A 17,635-nucleotide genomic window follows, 5' to 3' on the forward strand; every position below is an offset into this window, starting at 1 on the left:
AGATTATTCGCAGTAAACTCATAGTTACTATTTAGTAATTTGTTAATCAAAGGATAACATGGAAAAGAAGAGTCTTTCTACCATTAGCTTAGTAGCTATGGGTGTTGGTGCTATTATGGGATCAGGATGGATGTTTGCAGCACAGTACACGTCTCAAGAGGCAGGGCCTGGATCTATTCTTTCTTGGGTAATAGGTGCTATTTTAATGGTCTTTATAGCTTTAGTATTTGCCGAGGTTTGTACAATTGTGCCTGTTGAGGGATCTACTTCACGTATTCCTCATATCACACATGGAACTATGACAAGCTATATGTTTGCATGGATTACTTGGATATCATACTTGGTCTTAGCGCCAATCGAAGTTCAAGCAGTTATTCAATATTTAGCAGTATTTTATCCTTCGCTTATCGATGCTAGTAGAGATGGTGCTTTGTCCATGGCTGGATTACCTTTAGCGATAATCTTTCTTTTGGGATTCTGTGTTATTAATTTTTATTCACTTAAATGGTTAGCAAAAATTAATAATATTGTTACTTTATTTAAAGTTGCTGTACCAATATTTATATCTATTGTATTTATTATATTTTGTTTTACATTACCTGCTCTAAAAGATATAAAGACAGAAGAGTTATCATTTATGCCATTTGGTTTTAATGGTGTATTAGCTGCAGTTTCAGTTGGTGGTATTGCTTATGCGTTTACAGGATTTAAGACTATTGTAGAATTAGCAGGTAGCACAAAAAATCCTAAGAAATCAATTCCGGTGGCAACAGTTGGTGCTGTTTTGATTTGTTTGGTTATTTTTCTATTTTTGCAAGCCGCATATTTACTAGTTATGTCAAAATTTGTACATAACAATGATTGGCAAGGTGTTGTTATGCCAGGTGCTACTTCATCTAGTTTTGGACCATTTGCTGTGATGGCTCAAAGTTTTGGAGTTAAGTGGGTTATGTATCCATTGTACTTTGGAGCTATAGTTTTTCCACTTATGGCTGGTTTAATTTACTTTAGTATCGCAATGAAGTCGTTAGGTGCAATGGTACATAATGGTTATCTTCCGAGCATTTTAGGAAAGTTAAGTCCAATCATGCAAAAACCAATTTATGCTATTGCTCTTAATTTCTTGATAGCTTTAGTTATGTTTGCACCATTTCCTGGTTGGAAGGAAATGGCTACTTTCTTAACATCTTTGATAGCACTTACATATATTACTGGTCCAACATCTACTATGGCACTTAGACATCATTTACCTGATATGCATAGACCATTTAGGCTTAAAGGCGCTTATTTGTTGTCAACTTTAGGTATGTTTGCAGCTACTTTAGTATTTTTATGGAGTGGTTGGGCAATAGTTTCAAAGGCTGGTATTGCTTTAATCATTGCTTTGGTTATGCTTGGTGTTTATAGAACGTTTAGAAGGGATAGATCAGAAGAGATTCATTGGAATCTAAGAGAATCTGTATGGTTTTGGATATATATAGTTTTAGTAACATTAGTTTCATACTTTAGTTCATTTGGGGGGACTGGAGATCTCGATTTATACTGGAGTTCGGCAATAGTTCTTGTGATTAGTTTTATTGTTGTTACTGTTGCAAAAAATCTATGCTTACCAGCAGAAGATATGCAAGAAGGAATCAAAAAAGCTATTAGTGATGACAATTATATCTAAATAAATATTTCTATCTTATTATTTCATAATGTATTATATTGTTTAGACAAGCTTATTAATAACATATTATGATTAAAGTATCTTTTCAGGGTGAGCATGGAGCTTACTCTGAGCAGGCAATAACTAGTTTTTTAAATCAACAAAATATCAAAGATTTTCAGACCATTCCGTGTTTCTCGTTTTCTGAAGCTATTGAACACACAATAGCTGGTAAGTCAAATTTTGTCATGATCCCTGTTGAAAACTCATTAGCAGGATCTGTTGTACCAGCTTATGATGAGTTAATCAAAAGTAATTTAAAAGTAAAAGCTGAAGTAGTGTTAAAAATTAAGCATTGCTTAATGGGATTAGAAGGGGTGCAGTTTTCTGATATTAAAAGTGTAATATCTCATCCGCAAGCACTATCACAATGTTCAAAAAGTCTTAATAAATTAAAGCTTGTTCCAGAAGCATTTGTTGATACTGCAGGAGCGGCAAAGTATATTTTTGAGAAAAATATAAAAGATCATTTAGCAATAGCTGGAGAACTTGCTGCAAAAACATACGGATTAAAGATTTTCCAAGATGAGTTTGAAGACGAGCACTTTAATTATACACGCTTCTTATTAATGGGATATGATGATATCCAGCTCGACTCGGATAACAATAAATATAAAACAACATTAATTTTTTCTGTTGAAGATAAGTCAAATGCGCTTGTAAATACTTTGAATGTATTTGGTAAACATAACATTAATCTTACAAAAATAGAGTCTAGACCATCAAGAAATCGAGCTTGGAATTATCTGTTTTTTATAGATTTTGAGGGATCTGAGGATGATGAAAATGTTCAAAAAGCTTTATTAGAAGTACTAAAGAAGAGCACTTTCTTAAAAGTTTTAGGTTCATACAAGAGTTATCATTATAATTAATGGAAATAATTATGAAAAAAATATTTAGTTTTATAATAATTTTTTTTAGTGTTGTTTTTGGATATGCTCAAGATGATATAACAGTTTTATCTTTAAATGACTTTCATGGTCAGGTTGAGCCCAATAAAGACATGGTTGGAGCAGCAAAGATAGCTAGTTTTATCGATGATTACAAAAAAACACATCCGAACTTAGTAGTTGTAGCAGCAGGAGATAATTATCAAGGTACTGGCATATCAAATATCTCACATGGTGATGTTGTCAATGATTTCTTTGATTATATCGGAGTTAAGTACTCTGCTGTAGGTAATCATGATTTTGATTATGGTCAAAAGTGGTTTAAGCACTGGTATGAAAAGAATGGTATCAGATTTTTAGCTGCAAATATTAGTTATAAAGATGACTCTTTATTTGATTATTTTTATAGAAAATATACAAGTCAGGATTCTTTGGCTTATATTAAGCCATTTGGCTACGAAACATTGCCTAGTGGTAAAACAATATACTTTATAGGGCTAGCAACCTTAGAAACTCCTGAAACCACAGCAGAGAAAAATATTTCTAATCTCAAATTCACAGATCCAGTTACAGGCGCTAATAAATGGGTTAAATATATAAGTAACTATAATAGACATAATATTCCAAAACCAGATACGATAGTCTTGCTTACACATATTCCTACTGATCAACAAAACTCAGAAGTCTTTTTCACTAAGAGAGCTGATTTAGGCGATGAGTCAGAAATATATGCAGTAGTAAATGGCGTTGATGGTATTTCAGCGGTATTGACTGGACATAGCCATAAATTTGTTAATGGTATTAAAAATGGTGTTGTAGTAGAGCAAGGAGAGAGTCAAGGTAAAGACATAAGTGTCTTGCACTATGATTGTCACACATCAGATGTATGTAAGGTAACTCCAGAGGTTATTAATCTATCACAAGCAACAAAAAATCTTGAGCCAAATAAGGATGTTAACAATATACTAGCTAAGTATAATGACTCTGTCAAAGCTGAGCTTGATAAGGTCATAACTAATGCCCCTAGAGAGTTGTCAGATGAAGCTCAAGATGGTTATTATAATATCCCTTTAACATATACACTAGCAAATATCATCAAGGGTCAAACAGCTTCTGACTTAGCGCTCGTCAACTCACATGGTGTTAGAAGATCTCTACCTCAAGGTGATATTACTTATGGAATGATCTATGAAACAATGCCTTTTGATAATATGGTTGTTACATTAGATATCAAAGGCACTGATTTGCTTAAGCTTATTGAGCATAGTATACAGCCACTTGGAGATAAACAAGTAGGAGTGCTTGCAGGGTTGAAAGTTTCATTGGATAGCGCCGGTAATATAAATGATGTCTTAATAGATAGTAAACCATTAAATGAAAAGCAAACATATAAGCTTGCAACGATTGATTTTTTAACTACTGGTGGTGATGGTTTTGTATTTGATAATATTAAAAATTATAAAGACAGTAATATTACGATAAGAGATATGATAGCCGATTATTGGTCAAAAAATAGTGCAGATATTGCTCAAGGTTGGCAAAATATAGTAGTAGAATAATTGATGTCATATAAAGTTGATATAGTCTATAAAAATGTTAAAAATCTTAAAATCTCTTTGAGCAAAGATGGTTTAATTACTGTAGTTTCACCGAAAGGTATTGCAAAAAAAGAGATTTTAGAGTTATTACAAACAAAGAAAGCATGGATAGATAAACAAACTCAAAGATTGCAGAACAATCAAAGATTTGACTACAATAATTATAGTTTGAATGATGGCGATCTTATTTATTTTTTAGGTAGAGAGTATCCTATCCAAGTTATTCAATCAAAGCATAATGTAGTTAACTATTATGATGATTACATTGAATTTCTGTTAAATCCCAGTGTTATCAGTAATAAAGAATTTAAATTACAACTGCTAGAAGAGTTTTATAGAGATCAGGCAGATATTATTCTCAATAATCTAGTGGCAAAGTATTTAAAAATCACTAATCAAGAAATCAACAGAGTAACTATTAAAAAAACAAAGACTCGTTGGGGATCATGTAATTATATCAAAAAGACAATTAATCTAAACTTCAACCTTATATTAAGAGATATAGAAGCTATAGAATATGTGGTATTACATGAAATAGCTCATTTAACGCATCCAAATCATTCAAAAGAATTTTATAACTATATTTCATGCTATATGCCTGATTGGAAAGTTAGAGAAAAAAGATTAAAATAAGATATAATTTGAGTGGTTTTATTGTTTTATTTCAGCTTTCTGGAGGAGTTTTATGGAAAGTACTTTTGAGCTTTTTTCTATTGGTGTTGGGCCATCTTCATCTCACACTATAGGCCCTATGAGAGCTGGATGCAATTTTATTGATTTGTATAAAGATAAGTTACCTGAAACTACTAGAGTCCAGATTGATTTGTTTGGCTCATTAGCTCTTACAGGTAAAGGTCACAAAACAGATTATGCAGTTGTTTTAGGGGTTATGGGCTTTTTGCCTGAATCAGTCGATATTGAATTAGCAAAAAAACTTTATGAAACCTGCTTAGAGCAAAAAAAACTTAATCTAGCTCAAAAGTTTGAAATTAAGTTTGATTATGATAAAGATTTAATATTTCACTATAATGAATTTCTTCCAGAACATTCTAATGGAATGCGTTTTTCATTATTCAATGGTGAAGATCTTCTTTGTGAAAAGGAATACTTTTCTATAGGCGGAGGATTTATTGTTGATAAAAAACAAATAAGAAAAGATGAGGTTCCTACAGAAATAGAATGTAATAAACCTTATAGATTCACAAGTATGGCGGAATTAAAAGATATTTGTTATAAAGAGAATATGTCTATTGATGAGATAATGTTTCAGAATGAAAAAACAGCTTATGGAGAACAGTACTCACTAAATAAATTAGCTGAAATTTGGCAAGTTATGGATACATCTATAGAAAAAGGTTTAACTTGTCCAGAAGCAATACTTCCAGGAGGACTTAAAGTTAGAAAAAGAGCTCCAAGTATGATAAGAAAACTTAAAGAGCAAAATATTGTTAATACCGATTTTAACTATTTGAATGCTTTTGCAATTGCTGTGAATGAGCAAAATGCTTGTGGTGAACGGGTGGTTACTGCACCAACAAATGGAGCTGCTGGAGTGATCCCTGCTGTATTGAAGTATTATTTACAGACTCATGAGATTATTAATCAACAGGAACTTAAAAAAGTAGTTAATAAGTATTTACTTGTATGTGCTGCTATAGGTATTTTATATAAATCAGGAGCATCAATATCTGCTGCAGAAGTTGGATGTCAAGGTGAAGTAGGAGTAGCTTGTTCGATGGCTGCTGCTGGTTATTGTGCACTGCTTGGTGGTGACATTGAGTCAATCGAATCAGCAGCTGAAATAGGTATGGAACATAATCTAGGATTAACTTGTGATCCTATTGGTGGTTTAGTACAGATACCATGCATAGAGCGTAATGCAATGGGGGCAGTGCAGGCTATAAATGCTGCAAAGCTTGCTCATTTAGATACCGGTGAGAAGCGTTTTGTTGGGTTGGATTATGTTATCAAAGTTATGTATGAAACAGGCTTGGATATGTCTAGTAAATACAAGGAGACATCTTTAGGTGGTTTAGCTACTAATGTTCCTGTATGTTAATTAATTTTAATTATTTTTCTTAGATCAAAAAAGTATCATTTACTGACAAAGTTATACTAATTTAGTATAATTTAATCGAGTTATATATCTAATTGGACAAATACAATATGTATGATGTGAAAAAAATTCGAGAAGATTTTCCATTTCTTAGTCAAACTATTAACGATAAACCAGTTGTTTTTTTTGATACTGGGGCTTCAGCTCAGAAGCCACAAATAGTTATTGATGCTGTGGCAGATGCATATAAATTTAACTATGCAAATGTCCATAGAGGTGTTTATGAGCTAAGTCAAAAAGCAAGCGATAAGTATGAAAATGTGCGTGTAAAAGTTCAACATTTTATAAATGCTAAATCAGCAGATGAAATTGTATTAACTAAAGGAACTACAGAATCAATCAATTTATTAGCGAGCTCGATTGGTAAATCTATGGTTTCTAGTGGTGATGATATTATTGTTACTGAAATGGAGCATCATGCTAATTTTGTACCATGGCAAATACTTTGTGAAGAGAAACAGTTAGTTTTTAAAGTTGCAAAAGTTGAAGATAACGGTGAACTTAATATACAGAATCTTTTATCTCTGGTTACAAGCAAAACTAAAGTTATAGCACTGACATTATGTTCAAATGTATTAGGAACTATTAATCCTGTCAAAAAGATAATACAAGAAGTCAAAAAAATTAATCCGAAGACATTAATAGTTGTTGATGGGGCGCAAGCAGTAATACACTCAAAGGTTGACGTTCAAGATTTAAACTGTGATTTCTTTGTATTCTCTAGTCATAAATTATATGGTCCAACTGGAGTAGGAGTCTTGTATGGTAAATACGAATTGTTAGAGAAAATGCCTCCGTATAATTATGGTGGAGATATGGTTAATGATGTAACAATCGATAAAACAACATTTGCATTACCGCCGTATAAATTCGAAGCAGGAACACCTGACATAGTTGGTTCTATAGGTTTCGGTGAAGCCATAGATTATGTTAATTCAGTTGGTATGGAAAATATCGCAAGTCATGAAAAAAAATTATTAGAATATGCAACAAATGAATTAAAAAAAATTGATGGTTTAAAAATAATAGGTGAAGCACCAAATAAGGCAGGTGTTATAACATTTGTAGTTGATGGTTGTAATGCCGGAGATATAGGAGAGTTGTTGGCAATCAAAGGGATGTGTGTTAGGACAGGTAAACACTGTGCACATCCTCTACTATACAGAATGGGTGCTACATCAACAGTGCGTATGTCATTTGGTATGTATAATACTATTGATGAAGTAGACTTATTTATTAAAGCATTGAAAAAAGTAATATCTCAATTAAAATAGTCAAATAATTAAAAGGATTAGGTTAGTATGGTTGAAGTTTTTGATCCTAATAATAGTATTTTAGAAGTTACTGTGGCAGCAGCAAAACATTTCGAAAAGCACTTAGCGAAGGATTCTAATAATATTGGAATATATGTAGGCACAAAACTGATGGGATGTTCTGGTTTAGCTTATGATATTGATTTTGTTACACAGCAGCCTGCTGATACAACAGTAGTAGATCAGCAAGGGTTGAGATTTTTTGTATCGAATAAATCTATGAATTTTTTAAATGGTTTAAGAATTGATTATGTTAAACATGACTTTGGATTGTATAAGTTAGAATATACTAATCCAAACGAATCTGCTCGCTGTGGTTGTGGCGAAAGTTTTACAGTTTAGGGAATTATATAATGAAAACAACAGATGTAACTATAGTTAGAAGGCAAGTAAAAGCTGTAGCAGTACCATTTGGTAACGAAATTGAACTTATGCCTGGTCAAGAAGTTTTGGTAACTCAAGATAAAGGCGGTAGTTTTACGCTAAATGTAAATGGTAACTTACTTCACTTGGATGGTAAAGATGCTGATGCGATTGGTAAACAAATAGTCAAATATCCAGTCGATAATTATGATATAAAGCCGGGTGATCCAATAAATATGGATGCTGTTTGGGATCAAATGAGAACAGTATATGATCCGGAGATCCCTGTTAATATTGTCGATTTGGGTTTAATCTACAATGTTGTTACTCGAAAGTTGGAGAGTGGTAATTTTCATGTGATTATAGATATGACTCTTACAGCTCCTGGTTGTGGCATGGGTCCTGTATTAATGACTGATGTTGAAAAACGTGTTGCAATGCTACCAAATGTTGATAAGGTTGATGTTGTTATGGTTTTTGATCCACCATGGAACTCAGAGTTAATGACAGAGGAAGCTAAACTAGAGCTAGGATTATTTTAAGTAAATTATGTCAAAAGTAGCAATTTATCCAGGCACATTTGATCCTATAACAAATGGTCACGTTGATTTGGTTGATAGAGCATTGAATATCTTTGATAAAATAGTGGTTGCGGTATCAACAGCATATGGTAAAAAAACTCTTTTTGATTTAGATACAAGAGAGTTAATGATTAAAGAAGTTTTCAAAGACAATGATAGAGTAAAAGTTGTTAGCTTTGAGGGGCTTCTTGTTGATACGGCGGTGAAGCATGGTGCATGTGCGATTGTGAGAGGATTAAGAGCAGTTTCTGATTTTGATTATGAGTTTCAAATGTCGAGTATGAATAATAAGCTTAATAGTGATATTCAAACTATATTTCTAACTCCTAGTGAAAAATTTTCTTGTATATCGTCTACTTTAGTTAGAGCTGTTGCTATTCATAATTATCAAAGAGTAGGTGAGTTTGTTCCTGAATGTGTATTTGATAGAATAGAATTAAAATATTCAAAGGATTAGTATGGCACTATTAATTACTGATGACTGTATAAATTGTGATATATGTGAACCAGAGTGTCCTAACGAGGCAATATCACAAGGCGAAGAATATTATGAAATTAATCCGGATAAATGTACAGAGTGCGTAGGGCATTTTGAAGAATCTCAATGTACAAAGGTATGTCCTATAAGATGCATAATTACAGATCCAAATCATATTGAAACTCAAGAACAGCTATTGTCAAAATATAAAATATTAACTTCATAAAAGTTAAAAAAAACTTGGAAAGAGTGTTTTAATTTTGTATAATGTTTCAGTCTTATAATTTACTATTAAATAAAATAAAGAGTTTTTAAAGGAGCTTTTGATGAAATTAAAGAACATTGTTATCGCTACGTCAGTACTATTTGGTACAGCTACGTTTTCATTTGCAGCAGGTTCTGACAATATGGATATGTCAGCAGATACAAGTGCAACAGCAACTCAAAATAGTTCAACTAATTCCTTTATTGCTCCTTTTGCTAACACTTATAGCTCTTTAACTAACAAAAATAATACTTGGGGTCCACAAGATAGAACTGGTCAGTGGTACTTTGGTGTTGATGCTAACGGTCTTGCTGGTACACCAAACTCTCCTTCAGGAGCTGGCGCAAATATGATAGTTGGTTATAACATTAATAAGTACTTTGCAGTTCAATATAACCAATTAGTTGGTAGAGTATTTGCTGGTTTGGGTGAAGGCGTTATAAATTTCAGTAATAGCACAATGGTTACTCCATATGCTGCAGGCGGTGCTGGTTGGGCTAATTTAGCTGGTCAAGCTACTGGTGCATGGGATGTTGGTGGTGGTCTTAAATTTGAACTTTCTAGAGATGTTCAGGTGAGTGCTGATTATAGATATATTCAGACAATGGCTCCAAGTGGTATGTCTGGTGCTCAAGGTAGAGCAGGTACTAACATGATTGGTGGAGGTATTACTTGGTTCTTTGGTGGTAAAGATGATACTACTAATGATACTGGTAATATTCAAGATAATGGAGCTACTACAGCAGCAGAAACTACTGCTATGCCAACAATCGATGAGTCTAAGTATGTTTTGCCTCAAGGTATTAAGCAGTGTGAAGGTAACTTTAACTTAACTAAAGAAGGTGTTGCTTGTTATACTGTGAATGGTGATGATGTAACAGTTTATTTAGATACTAAATTTGCTTATGATAGCGCAAACTTAAACTCTAAAGGTAAAGAAGCAATAGCATCATTTGTCAACTTTGTAAAAAATAGTGATATTAAAACTGTAACAGTTAAAGGTTATGCTTCTCAAGGAACTACTGGAAGCGAATTTGAGATCTATAATCAAAAACTTTCTGAGAGAAGAGCGGAAGCAGTTGCTGACTATATGAAACAATTAGGTTTAGATAATGATAGAATTATCACTAAAGGCTTTGGTTATGAAAATACTTTAGATGGTATTCATAAGTCAGATGCTCGTAATCAGCGTGTACAAGCTAGCGTTTCTGCTCCACTGAAGCAAGAATCTTAATTTTATATATTTTTTTATTTAATCTTTTTCTTATTCCTACGCATTTTAGCATTTTTTAGTTTGAATTGTTAGTAGCTAAAATGACTTAAAATAAACTTAATTAGATTTCTATTAAAAACTAGTTAGTTGAAGAATTGGATAGTTATTCCTTAATATATAAGTTTAATTTGTCGTAGTTGTTATTAATATATTTATCTTTTGAGAAGATAAAATAATAAATTTATAATTAGATAAAAATAGATCAAAAGTTTATATAATCACGTTACAATATCGACTAACACTTAACAAAAGAAGATAAAGATTTATTCGAGCCTTTCCAAATAAGTGTGTAAATTCACTTACATAAATCTCTGAATTCTATCTTCAAATTCTATAGCGAAATAAGGCATAGCCTCACTCCAATATCTCACAGGCATAGACCATTTTTTAGTCAAATAATCTATAGTCAAATATAAAGATTTGAACACAGAGTCATCTTTAGGAAATACTTTTTTATTTTTAATAACTTTCCTAAACTGACTATTAAGCGACTCTATCGCATTAGTAGTATAAATTACTTTACGAATTTTTGGAGGGTATTGCAAGAATACAGTCAGATTATCCCAGTTATTTAGCCAAGATTTTGAAATTAATGGGTATTTAGCATCATACTTGCTTGCAAAGTTTTCAAGCTCAGATTCAGCTATATCAATGGTTTCAGCGTCATATATTTTCTTTAGCTCTCTTGCCACTTCTTTTTTATCTTTGTAAGGCACATATTTTAAAGAGTTTCTAATTTGGTGAACAATACAAAGCTGATGTTTTGTTTGAGGGTATACAGCTTGTATAGTATCAGACATACCCTTTAAATTATCTGTACATGCTATAAATATATCCTCTAAGCCTCTATTCTTTAATTCAGTAAAAACTCCTAGCCAATACTTAGAACCTTCATTTTGACTTATCCAAAGACCTAATACATCTTTGTGACCACTTAGTGCAACATATACTGCCTTGTTAATAATACGCTTATCCTCTCTAACTTTAACGACTATGCAGTCAAAAAATACTATTGGGTAAACGGACTCTAACGGTCTATTTTGCCATGCTTTAACATCATTAATAATAGCTTCTGTAACATCACTTATAAAGCTTGTACTTATCTCTGTCTCATACAGCTCAAATAGTTGCTGTTGGATATCTGTAGTACTCATGCCTTTAGCATACAGAGATATGATTTTTTGATCTAAGCCATTTATTTTTGTTACTCTTTTAGGAACTATTTGTGGCTCAAATTCACTTTCTCTATCTCTAGGTACTAATATATCTATATTGCCACTATCTGTAGATAGGCTTTTATTGCTATAGCCATTTCTAGCATTTGAAGAATTGCTTCGTTGATGCTTTGAATAGCCAAGATGACTATTCATCTCTGTATCTAATGCTTTTTCCAATAACCTTTTTGTCAGTTGCTTGAGTAAACCATCTTTCTCAAACATCTGGTTAACATCAACTCTAGAATCTAGTATCTGGTCTGCTAGCATTGAGTAAATATCTTCTGATTTCTTATTTTTAGACATTGTTTTTATCCTTAATATTTTGCTAGAAATAATCTAGCATCTTAATTAAGAATTTACACAGTTAATTGGAAAGAGCCTAATTTTTTTATAATAAATTTATTTTATCCTTATTAATTGCTTTAATTATCTTCTAAAAACCAGATTAGGGTCTTAAATAACTTTACTTTGAGCTCTTTCTAATGAGTATTTAGCTTGGTCTTTGTTTCCCTTTAAAAGTAAAGAATACTTTAATCAAATTTATAGTTATATTTTTTTAAAAAAAAGTAAAATATTCTTAAGTAATGCAATTAGATTTCTTTAGATGATTTATATGTTGCGTCATTGTAAAAGCTCTGTATATCACTTTATTATCATGTTTTTTGTAGAAGGTTAGTACGGCTATAATCTTACAATGCTTAGATTTAAAAACTATACAGTTTGGTTGTAATTCTTTCTGTGATAACTCTAAAGTATTATTATTAGTATCTTTAACTATGAATATTAAATTCTTTAAAAGTATGCTAAATACTCTATCTTGGTTATAGTAACATATGACTAGATTGCCTTTTACAAGTTTCTCTAAAGTAGTAATAAATTGTAAAAGTCATCGTCCTTATTTACTATGGCTAATTTTTATGTGGCTCGTGCTATATTTTATAAATAATTTAATGTTTGTATAAACTCAATCAATCTATTTCCTCTAATTGAAATTGTTCTAATACATCAGACAAAAATGTTATGTGAGTCTTGAAGATTGACATACAAATAAAAAATTAACGTGCATAATAACGAGTATAGAAAATAAAAGTTTCTAATTTTATCCTATTGCATCACCCATTTGGAACATTGGCATATACATACTTACTACAAGGAAACCAACAACTCCACCCAAAACAATCATAATTAGTGGCTCTAACATCGAACTTAAGCTTCCTACAAGCGTGTCAACTTCTTCTTGATACACTCTATTTAAATTTCCAAGCATAGTTTCTAATGCGCCTGATTCTTCGCCAACGGCTATCATTTGTTCTACTAGGAAAGGAAAATTTCCTGTTTCAACAATAGCTTCTTTAAATGATGCTCCTTCACTAATACTTTTTTTAATGTCTATAGCTGCTTGATCATATTTTGCATTACCTGTTGCTAGTGAAACCATGTCTAATGCTCTTGTTAAGCTCATACCAGATTGAACAGTAATTTCTAAAGTGCTGGCAAATCTTGCTAAAGCTGATTTAAAAATAACTTCACCAATTATTGGTACTTTAAGCATAAAATGATCTTGGGCAATTTGTATCTTTGGAAATCTAAATTTTAATGATTTAAATACTGATATTGATACAAATATTACAAGGATAATCTTCCACCATGAATCTTGCATAAAGTTTGATGCATTGACTGTAATTTGTGTAATTGCAGGGAGTGGTTTACCTGAGTTTATAAACATTGCTGAGAATGCTGGAACTGCGAAAGTTAAAAGTATTCCTGTTACCCCAGCAGCAATGACACATACAACAATAGGATAAGAGAGGGCTTTTTTAACTTTCTTTTTTATACTTTCTAATGCTTCACGTTGATCTGCAATTTTATTAAGCATCAAATCTAAATTACCTGACTCTTCACCAGCAGTGATAAGTCCGACGTATAGTTTATCAAATACTTTTGGGAAATTACTCAATGCTTTTGAAAATGATTCTCCACCTTCAATTGCTTGTTTAATTTGAATAGCTAGTATTTTTAGACGAGGATGCTTACGTATACCCATTATAAATACTTCAAATGATTTAATAATAGGAATACCAGCTTTAGTCATTGTAGCTAGCTGACGAGTCATTTCAGTAATATCTTTGTAAGATATTTTCTTAGGGAATAAGTCCTTAGGTTGTTTTTTTACTTTTATATCGGAGTAACCTTTTTGTCTTATTTGAATTTCTGCTTTTTCCTTAGTATCAGCATCAATAACTCCTTTTATCGTTTTACCATTTTTAAGTTTGGCCTTAAAACTCCAAGATATAATAGTTATTTTATTCTTGTTTTTATTTCCAAATAGCATATTTATTCCTTTAACTTACTCTGTAAGCCTCTTCCATAGATGTTAACCCCTCCGAAACTCTCACAAGGGCAGATTGTCTTACTGTAGCAATACCTTCTCTTTGTGCTTGTGTTGCTAGATCCATAGTGTTTTTATCTTCTAGTATCATTCTGGCAATTTCTCTAGAAACAGGCATCACCTCATATAAACCAAGTCTTCCTTTGTAGCCTTTGAAACATCTTGGACAACCTTTAGGATTGGGCTTATATATCTTTGAATTTTGAACTTTTTCAAGTGTTGTACCAAAAGTTTTTATTAAAATTTCATCATTAAGACCACTATCTTGAACAAGTAATTTAAATTCAGTTTCTGTATCTTCTAGTTTACATTTTGGACAAAGTTTTCTAGTTAGACGCTGTGCAATAATTAATGTTACAGAGGTAGCAATATTATATCTAGGCAATCCCATGTCTACTAATCTGTTTAGTGTTTCTGGAGCACTATTGGTGTGTAGAGTTGACATAACTAAGTGACCTGTCTGAGATGCTTTAATCGCAATTGAGCCTGTTTCAATATCCCTGATCTCACCAACCATGATTATATCGGGATCTTGACGTAAGAATGATTTAAGAGCTGCGGCAAATGTTAGACCTTGTTTATTATTAACATTAACTTGGTTGATACCTTTTACAAAAAGCTCAACAGGATCCTCAGCTGTAGAAATATTTTTCTCAGGTTTATTAAGAATGTTAATCCCAGTATATAGAGTAACTGTTTTACCTGAACCCGTCGGACCTGTTACTAATACCATGCCTTGAGGCTGTTTGATGTACTTTAAGTATGTCTCTTTTTGAGTTTCTGAGAAACCTAATTGTTCAATAGGTATTTGAGTTGAGCTAGAGTCAAGGATACGAAGTACAACTTTTTCACCAAAACTTATTGGACATGTACTAACACGAAAATCGATGGCTTTTTCTCGTGAAAGAGAGATTTTAAATTTACCATCTTGAGGAATCCTCTTCTCTGCAATATCTAAACTAGACATGATTTTTAGTCTCGATATGACTTTGGGACCGAGATTTTTTTTAGTATTAAAAGTTTCTATTAATAAACCATCTATTCTATATCTTATACGGAAGTTTTTCTCATATGGTTCAAAGTGTATATCCGATGCTCCTTTTTGTATTGCATCAACAATTGTATTATTAATAAATCTAATAATAGGAGCTTCTTCGTCTTCACCACTTCCTATTATCGAATCACCTTCACGCTCACCCTCATCAACAAAATCAATATCAAGTTCTGCACCTGCATTCATCTGCTCTTCAAGTTTTGACTCGCTCTCGACATGTCCTTCATCTTTTAGATATTGATCATATTCTTCAATTTTCTCTCGAATAAGATTTATTTCTCCAACTACTAGAGTAAAAGAGTAATTATATTTACTACGAAGTTTTTTTAATATTTTTTGACTATCGATAGGGTTTGCTATTGCTACATACACACTTTTTTTTCTTTTGAATAGAGGTAAGCATTTATTTTCATTACAAAATTCGGTATCAAAATAATCTTGAGGTAAAAATTTTACATTTATAGCTGTTAAGTCAATATACTGTAAGCGCAGTAAAGTCGCTGACTCAATCATAAATGATCTACTATCAATCAATTCATTATCTATTAAGTAGTCTAAAAAGTCTTGTTTAGCCAGTGACTTATCTAAGCTTATTTCTTCAAGCTGCTGTCTTGTTATGAGTTTACGATGTAGTAATAAAGAAGCCAGCTTCTTATTAATATACGGACTGTCAATCATTTATACTAAAATAAATCACAAAATTAATGAAAATTATATCATGATTAAGATAATTATTAAAAAACAAAATATTTAATATAAATTAATAAAAAGGAATTATTTTAATAATGTTTTTTGATGTATAATTCGAGTCGAAGTTTAATAATCTTTTTTAACGTATGCGTGTAGATAAATATATTTCTCATAGAGGTGCTAATAGTGATGCTGTTGAGAATACAATAGAAGCTTTTCAAATTGCTAAGAGTGCTGGTTTTAACTGGTTTGAAACAGATGTGCAAATGAGTTCTGATGGAGAATTATTTTTATTTCATGATGATACTCCACAAAGATTTTCTAGTATTTCTGAAAATGTCACAAATATGTTATGGTCTGAACTAAAAGCTATAGAACTTATTCATCCTGTAGTCAAATCAAAGGCAAAGGTATTAGCTTTGAAAGAGTATCTTGAGTGGGCAGAGCATAATAATGTTTTTTTGAATCTAGAAATTAAAGTAAGCAATGAAAACATAAATTATCAAAAGATCTTAGTCAATAAAGTTATAGGGCTTCTTGGAGCTTATCCAAATATGAAATCAAAGATTCTATTATCAAGCTTCTCAAAAGTGGTAATGAGAGAATTAAGAAGACATAAAGATTTTACTCAAGGCAAACTTTTTTATACCACTAACTGGGTTAAGGATTTTGAGTATATTGATGGTAAGCTTTATAGAGACTTTATTAAAAACAGATATATAGCAGTCATAATAAATTATAGTTGCTTAACTCATCCAAGAGTTAAATATTTAAAACGCAAATTTGGTAAAGTTTTTGTTTATTCTGTTTACACAGATGATGAAATTAAACAATTACTTGAATGGCAAGTTGATGCTATATTCATTGATAAAAAAGAACAGTTAAACCTTAGTATTTAAATACTCTTTTAAACGGTGCTCCACATTTATGATAATATCTTCACTATATGGACAGCCTTCAGGGTAAAAATATTTCAGCTCTATGAATCCTTCAGCAATTCTATATTTGAAAGTAACAAATGAATATTTTTCTTTTATAGTTTCAAGCTTTTCGGCAAGCAGGCTCTCACCTATATTATGAATATGCCATCGTTTACGGATTATTTTTCTGTTTTTTGATTTATTGGTTAAACTTAAGGCTTCAAGCATTGGTATACATTCTTTAGGAGGTCCTGGGAAAGCAAATATAAATCTATTAGAATCGAACTCTAGTTTGAATCCATTGGCAGTACCATTTTGATTTATTATAATCTTTGCATCAGTAGGGAACATAGCTTGTTTTTTAGTTCCCAAAGTGATTTTGCCATATTTAGCTAGCATTCTTTTTTCTAATTTATGCCATGATGAATCATCCAAAAGCATGTCTTTTTTGAAGTATTTTGCTATGGACTCTGTGGTTAAATCATCTTCAGTTGGTCCTAAACCACCGATAGTAATAATATTTTTATGATTAGATCTTAGAAAATCAATGCTAGAAATAATATCTTCATAACTATCTTTGCAACTGATATGAAATCCTATTTCAAACCCATTACTTACTAGATATTTAGCAAAGTTACTTGAGTTTGTATTAACAATATCACCGTCAACAATCTCATCACCAATAGCTATAAAGCCAAAGTCATATCTCATATTCTTCCTTATGATTTTTTATTGATTTATTAAAATCCGCTATTCTTGAACATGATTTTTATGTATCAT

Annotated in this window: 16 protein-coding genes; 12 read left to right on the plus strand and 4 right to left on the minus strand. The window is 31.7% G+C overall.

The features are described 5' to 3' along the window. Window positions 1–58 precede the first annotated feature (58 nt). The 11 genes from IMS64_RS03195 (at window position 59) to IMS64_RS03245 (ending at window position 10,546) form a co-directional block, all read left to right on the plus strand. Window positions 59–1,669, plus strand: a complete 1,611-nt coding sequence (locus tag IMS64_RS03195; RefSeq protein ID WP_211490881.1) for an APC family permease — start codon at window positions 59–61, stop codon at window positions 1,667–1,669. A gap of 68 nt (window positions 1,670–1,737) precedes the next feature. Further along, window positions 1,738–2,580 carry a prephenate dehydratase gene (gene pheA, locus IMS64_RS03200; protein WP_042518757.1) on the plus strand — a complete coding sequence of 281 codons (843 nt, stop codon included), beginning with the start codon at window positions 1,738–1,740 and terminating at the stop codon, window positions 2,578–2,580. A gap of 11 nt (window positions 2,581–2,591) precedes the next feature. Beyond that, the gene (locus tag IMS64_RS03205) at window positions 2,592–4,157 is read left to right on the plus strand and encodes a bifunctional metallophosphatase/5'-nucleotidase (RefSeq protein ID WP_244972915.1); all 1,566 of its coding nucleotides are present in this window, start codon (window positions 2,592–2,594) and stop codon (window positions 4,155–4,157) included. A 3-nt stretch (window positions 4,158–4,160) separates the two neighbouring features. Further along, window positions 4,161–4,829: a M48 family metallopeptidase gene (locus IMS64_RS03210; RefSeq protein WP_211490883.1), complete on the plus strand. Its 669-nt coding sequence runs from the start codon at window positions 4,161–4,163 to the stop codon at window positions 4,827–4,829. A gap of 52 nt (window positions 4,830–4,881) precedes the next feature. Further along, window positions 4,882–6,255 (plus strand): L-serine ammonia-lyase, encoded by a 1,374-nt coding sequence (locus IMS64_RS03215; RefSeq protein WP_211490884.1) that lies wholly within the window; start codon window positions 4,882–4,884, stop codon window positions 6,253–6,255. Between the two features lie 107 nt (window positions 6,256–6,362). After that, the gene (locus IMS64_RS03220) at window positions 6,363–7,586 is read left to right on the plus strand and encodes an aminotransferase class V-fold PLP-dependent enzyme (protein WP_035735387.1); all 1,224 of its coding nucleotides are present in this window, start codon (window positions 6,363–6,365) and stop codon (window positions 7,584–7,586) included. Window positions 7,587–7,613: 27 nt separating this feature from the next. Continuing rightward, window positions 7,614–7,967, plus strand: a complete 354-nt coding sequence (locus tag IMS64_RS03225) for a HesB/IscA family protein (protein ID WP_004288012.1) — start codon at window positions 7,614–7,616, stop codon at window positions 7,965–7,967. Between the two features lie 11 nt (window positions 7,968–7,978). Then, complete coding sequence (gene sufT / locus IMS64_RS03230) at window positions 7,979–8,530, plus strand: putative Fe-S cluster assembly protein SufT (RefSeq protein WP_004288011.1); 552 nt, start codon at window positions 7,979–7,981, stop codon at window positions 8,528–8,530. A gap of 7 nt (window positions 8,531–8,537) precedes the next feature. Beyond that, window positions 8,538–9,026 (plus strand): pantetheine-phosphate adenylyltransferase, encoded by a 489-nt coding sequence (gene coaD / locus IMS64_RS03235; RefSeq protein ID WP_004288010.1) that lies wholly within the window; start codon window positions 8,538–8,540, stop codon window positions 9,024–9,026. A 1-nt stretch (window position 9,027) separates the two neighbouring features. Then, window positions 9,028–9,273, plus strand: a complete 246-nt coding sequence (locus tag IMS64_RS03240) for a YfhL family 4Fe-4S dicluster ferredoxin (protein ID WP_004288009.1) — start codon at window positions 9,028–9,030, stop codon at window positions 9,271–9,273. A 100-nt stretch (window positions 9,274–9,373) separates the two neighbouring features. Further along, window positions 9,374–10,546: an OmpA family protein gene (locus tag IMS64_RS03245; RefSeq protein ID WP_211490885.1), complete on the plus strand. Its 1,173-nt coding sequence runs from the start codon at window positions 9,374–9,376 to the stop codon at window positions 10,544–10,546. A 338-nt stretch (window positions 10,547–10,884) separates the two neighbouring features. Here IMS64_RS03245 and IMS64_RS03250 read toward each other — a convergent pair whose 3' ends face one another. The 3 genes from IMS64_RS03250 to pilB form a co-directional block, all read right to left on the minus strand. Further along, window positions 10,885–12,069 carry an IS256 family transposase gene (locus IMS64_RS03250; protein WP_430886730.1) on the minus strand — a complete coding sequence of 395 codons (1,185 nt, stop codon included), beginning with the start codon at window positions 12,067–12,069 and terminating at the stop codon, window positions 10,885–10,887. An 832-nt stretch (window positions 12,070–12,901) separates the two neighbouring features. Then, the gene (locus IMS64_RS03255) at window positions 12,902–14,134 is read right to left on the minus strand and encodes a type II secretion system F family protein (protein WP_004288007.1); all 1,233 of its coding nucleotides are present in this window, start codon (window positions 14,132–14,134) and stop codon (window positions 12,902–12,904) included. A 10-nt stretch (window positions 14,135–14,144) separates the two neighbouring features. After that, window positions 14,145–15,923 carry a type IV-A pilus assembly ATPase PilB gene (gene pilB, locus IMS64_RS03260; RefSeq protein WP_211490887.1) on the minus strand — a complete coding sequence of 593 codons (1,779 nt, stop codon included), beginning with the start codon at window positions 15,921–15,923 and terminating at the stop codon, window positions 14,145–14,147. Window positions 15,924–16,081: 158 nt separating this feature from the next. Here pilB and IMS64_RS03265 point away from each other — a divergent pair, with 158 nt between their 5' ends. Then, the gene (locus IMS64_RS03265; protein ID WP_211490888.1) at window positions 16,082–16,834 is read left to right on the plus strand and encodes a glycerophosphodiester phosphodiesterase family protein; all 753 of its coding nucleotides are present in this window, start codon (window positions 16,082–16,084) and stop codon (window positions 16,832–16,834) included. Here the strand turns inward: IMS64_RS03265 and IMS64_RS03270 are convergent. After that, window positions 16,817–17,566 (minus strand): competence/damage-inducible protein A, encoded by a 750-nt coding sequence (locus IMS64_RS03270; RefSeq protein ID WP_211490889.1) that lies wholly within the window; start codon window positions 17,564–17,566, stop codon window positions 16,817–16,819. The two genes, IMS64_RS03265 and IMS64_RS03270, sit on opposite strands and share 18 nt — an antisense overlap. Between the last annotated feature and the right edge of the window lie 69 nt (window positions 17,567–17,635).

The organism is Francisella philomiragia, from assembly GCF_018135955.1.
Lineage (GTDB): Bacteria > Pseudomonadota > Gammaproteobacteria > Francisellales > Francisellaceae > Francisella > Francisella philomiragia.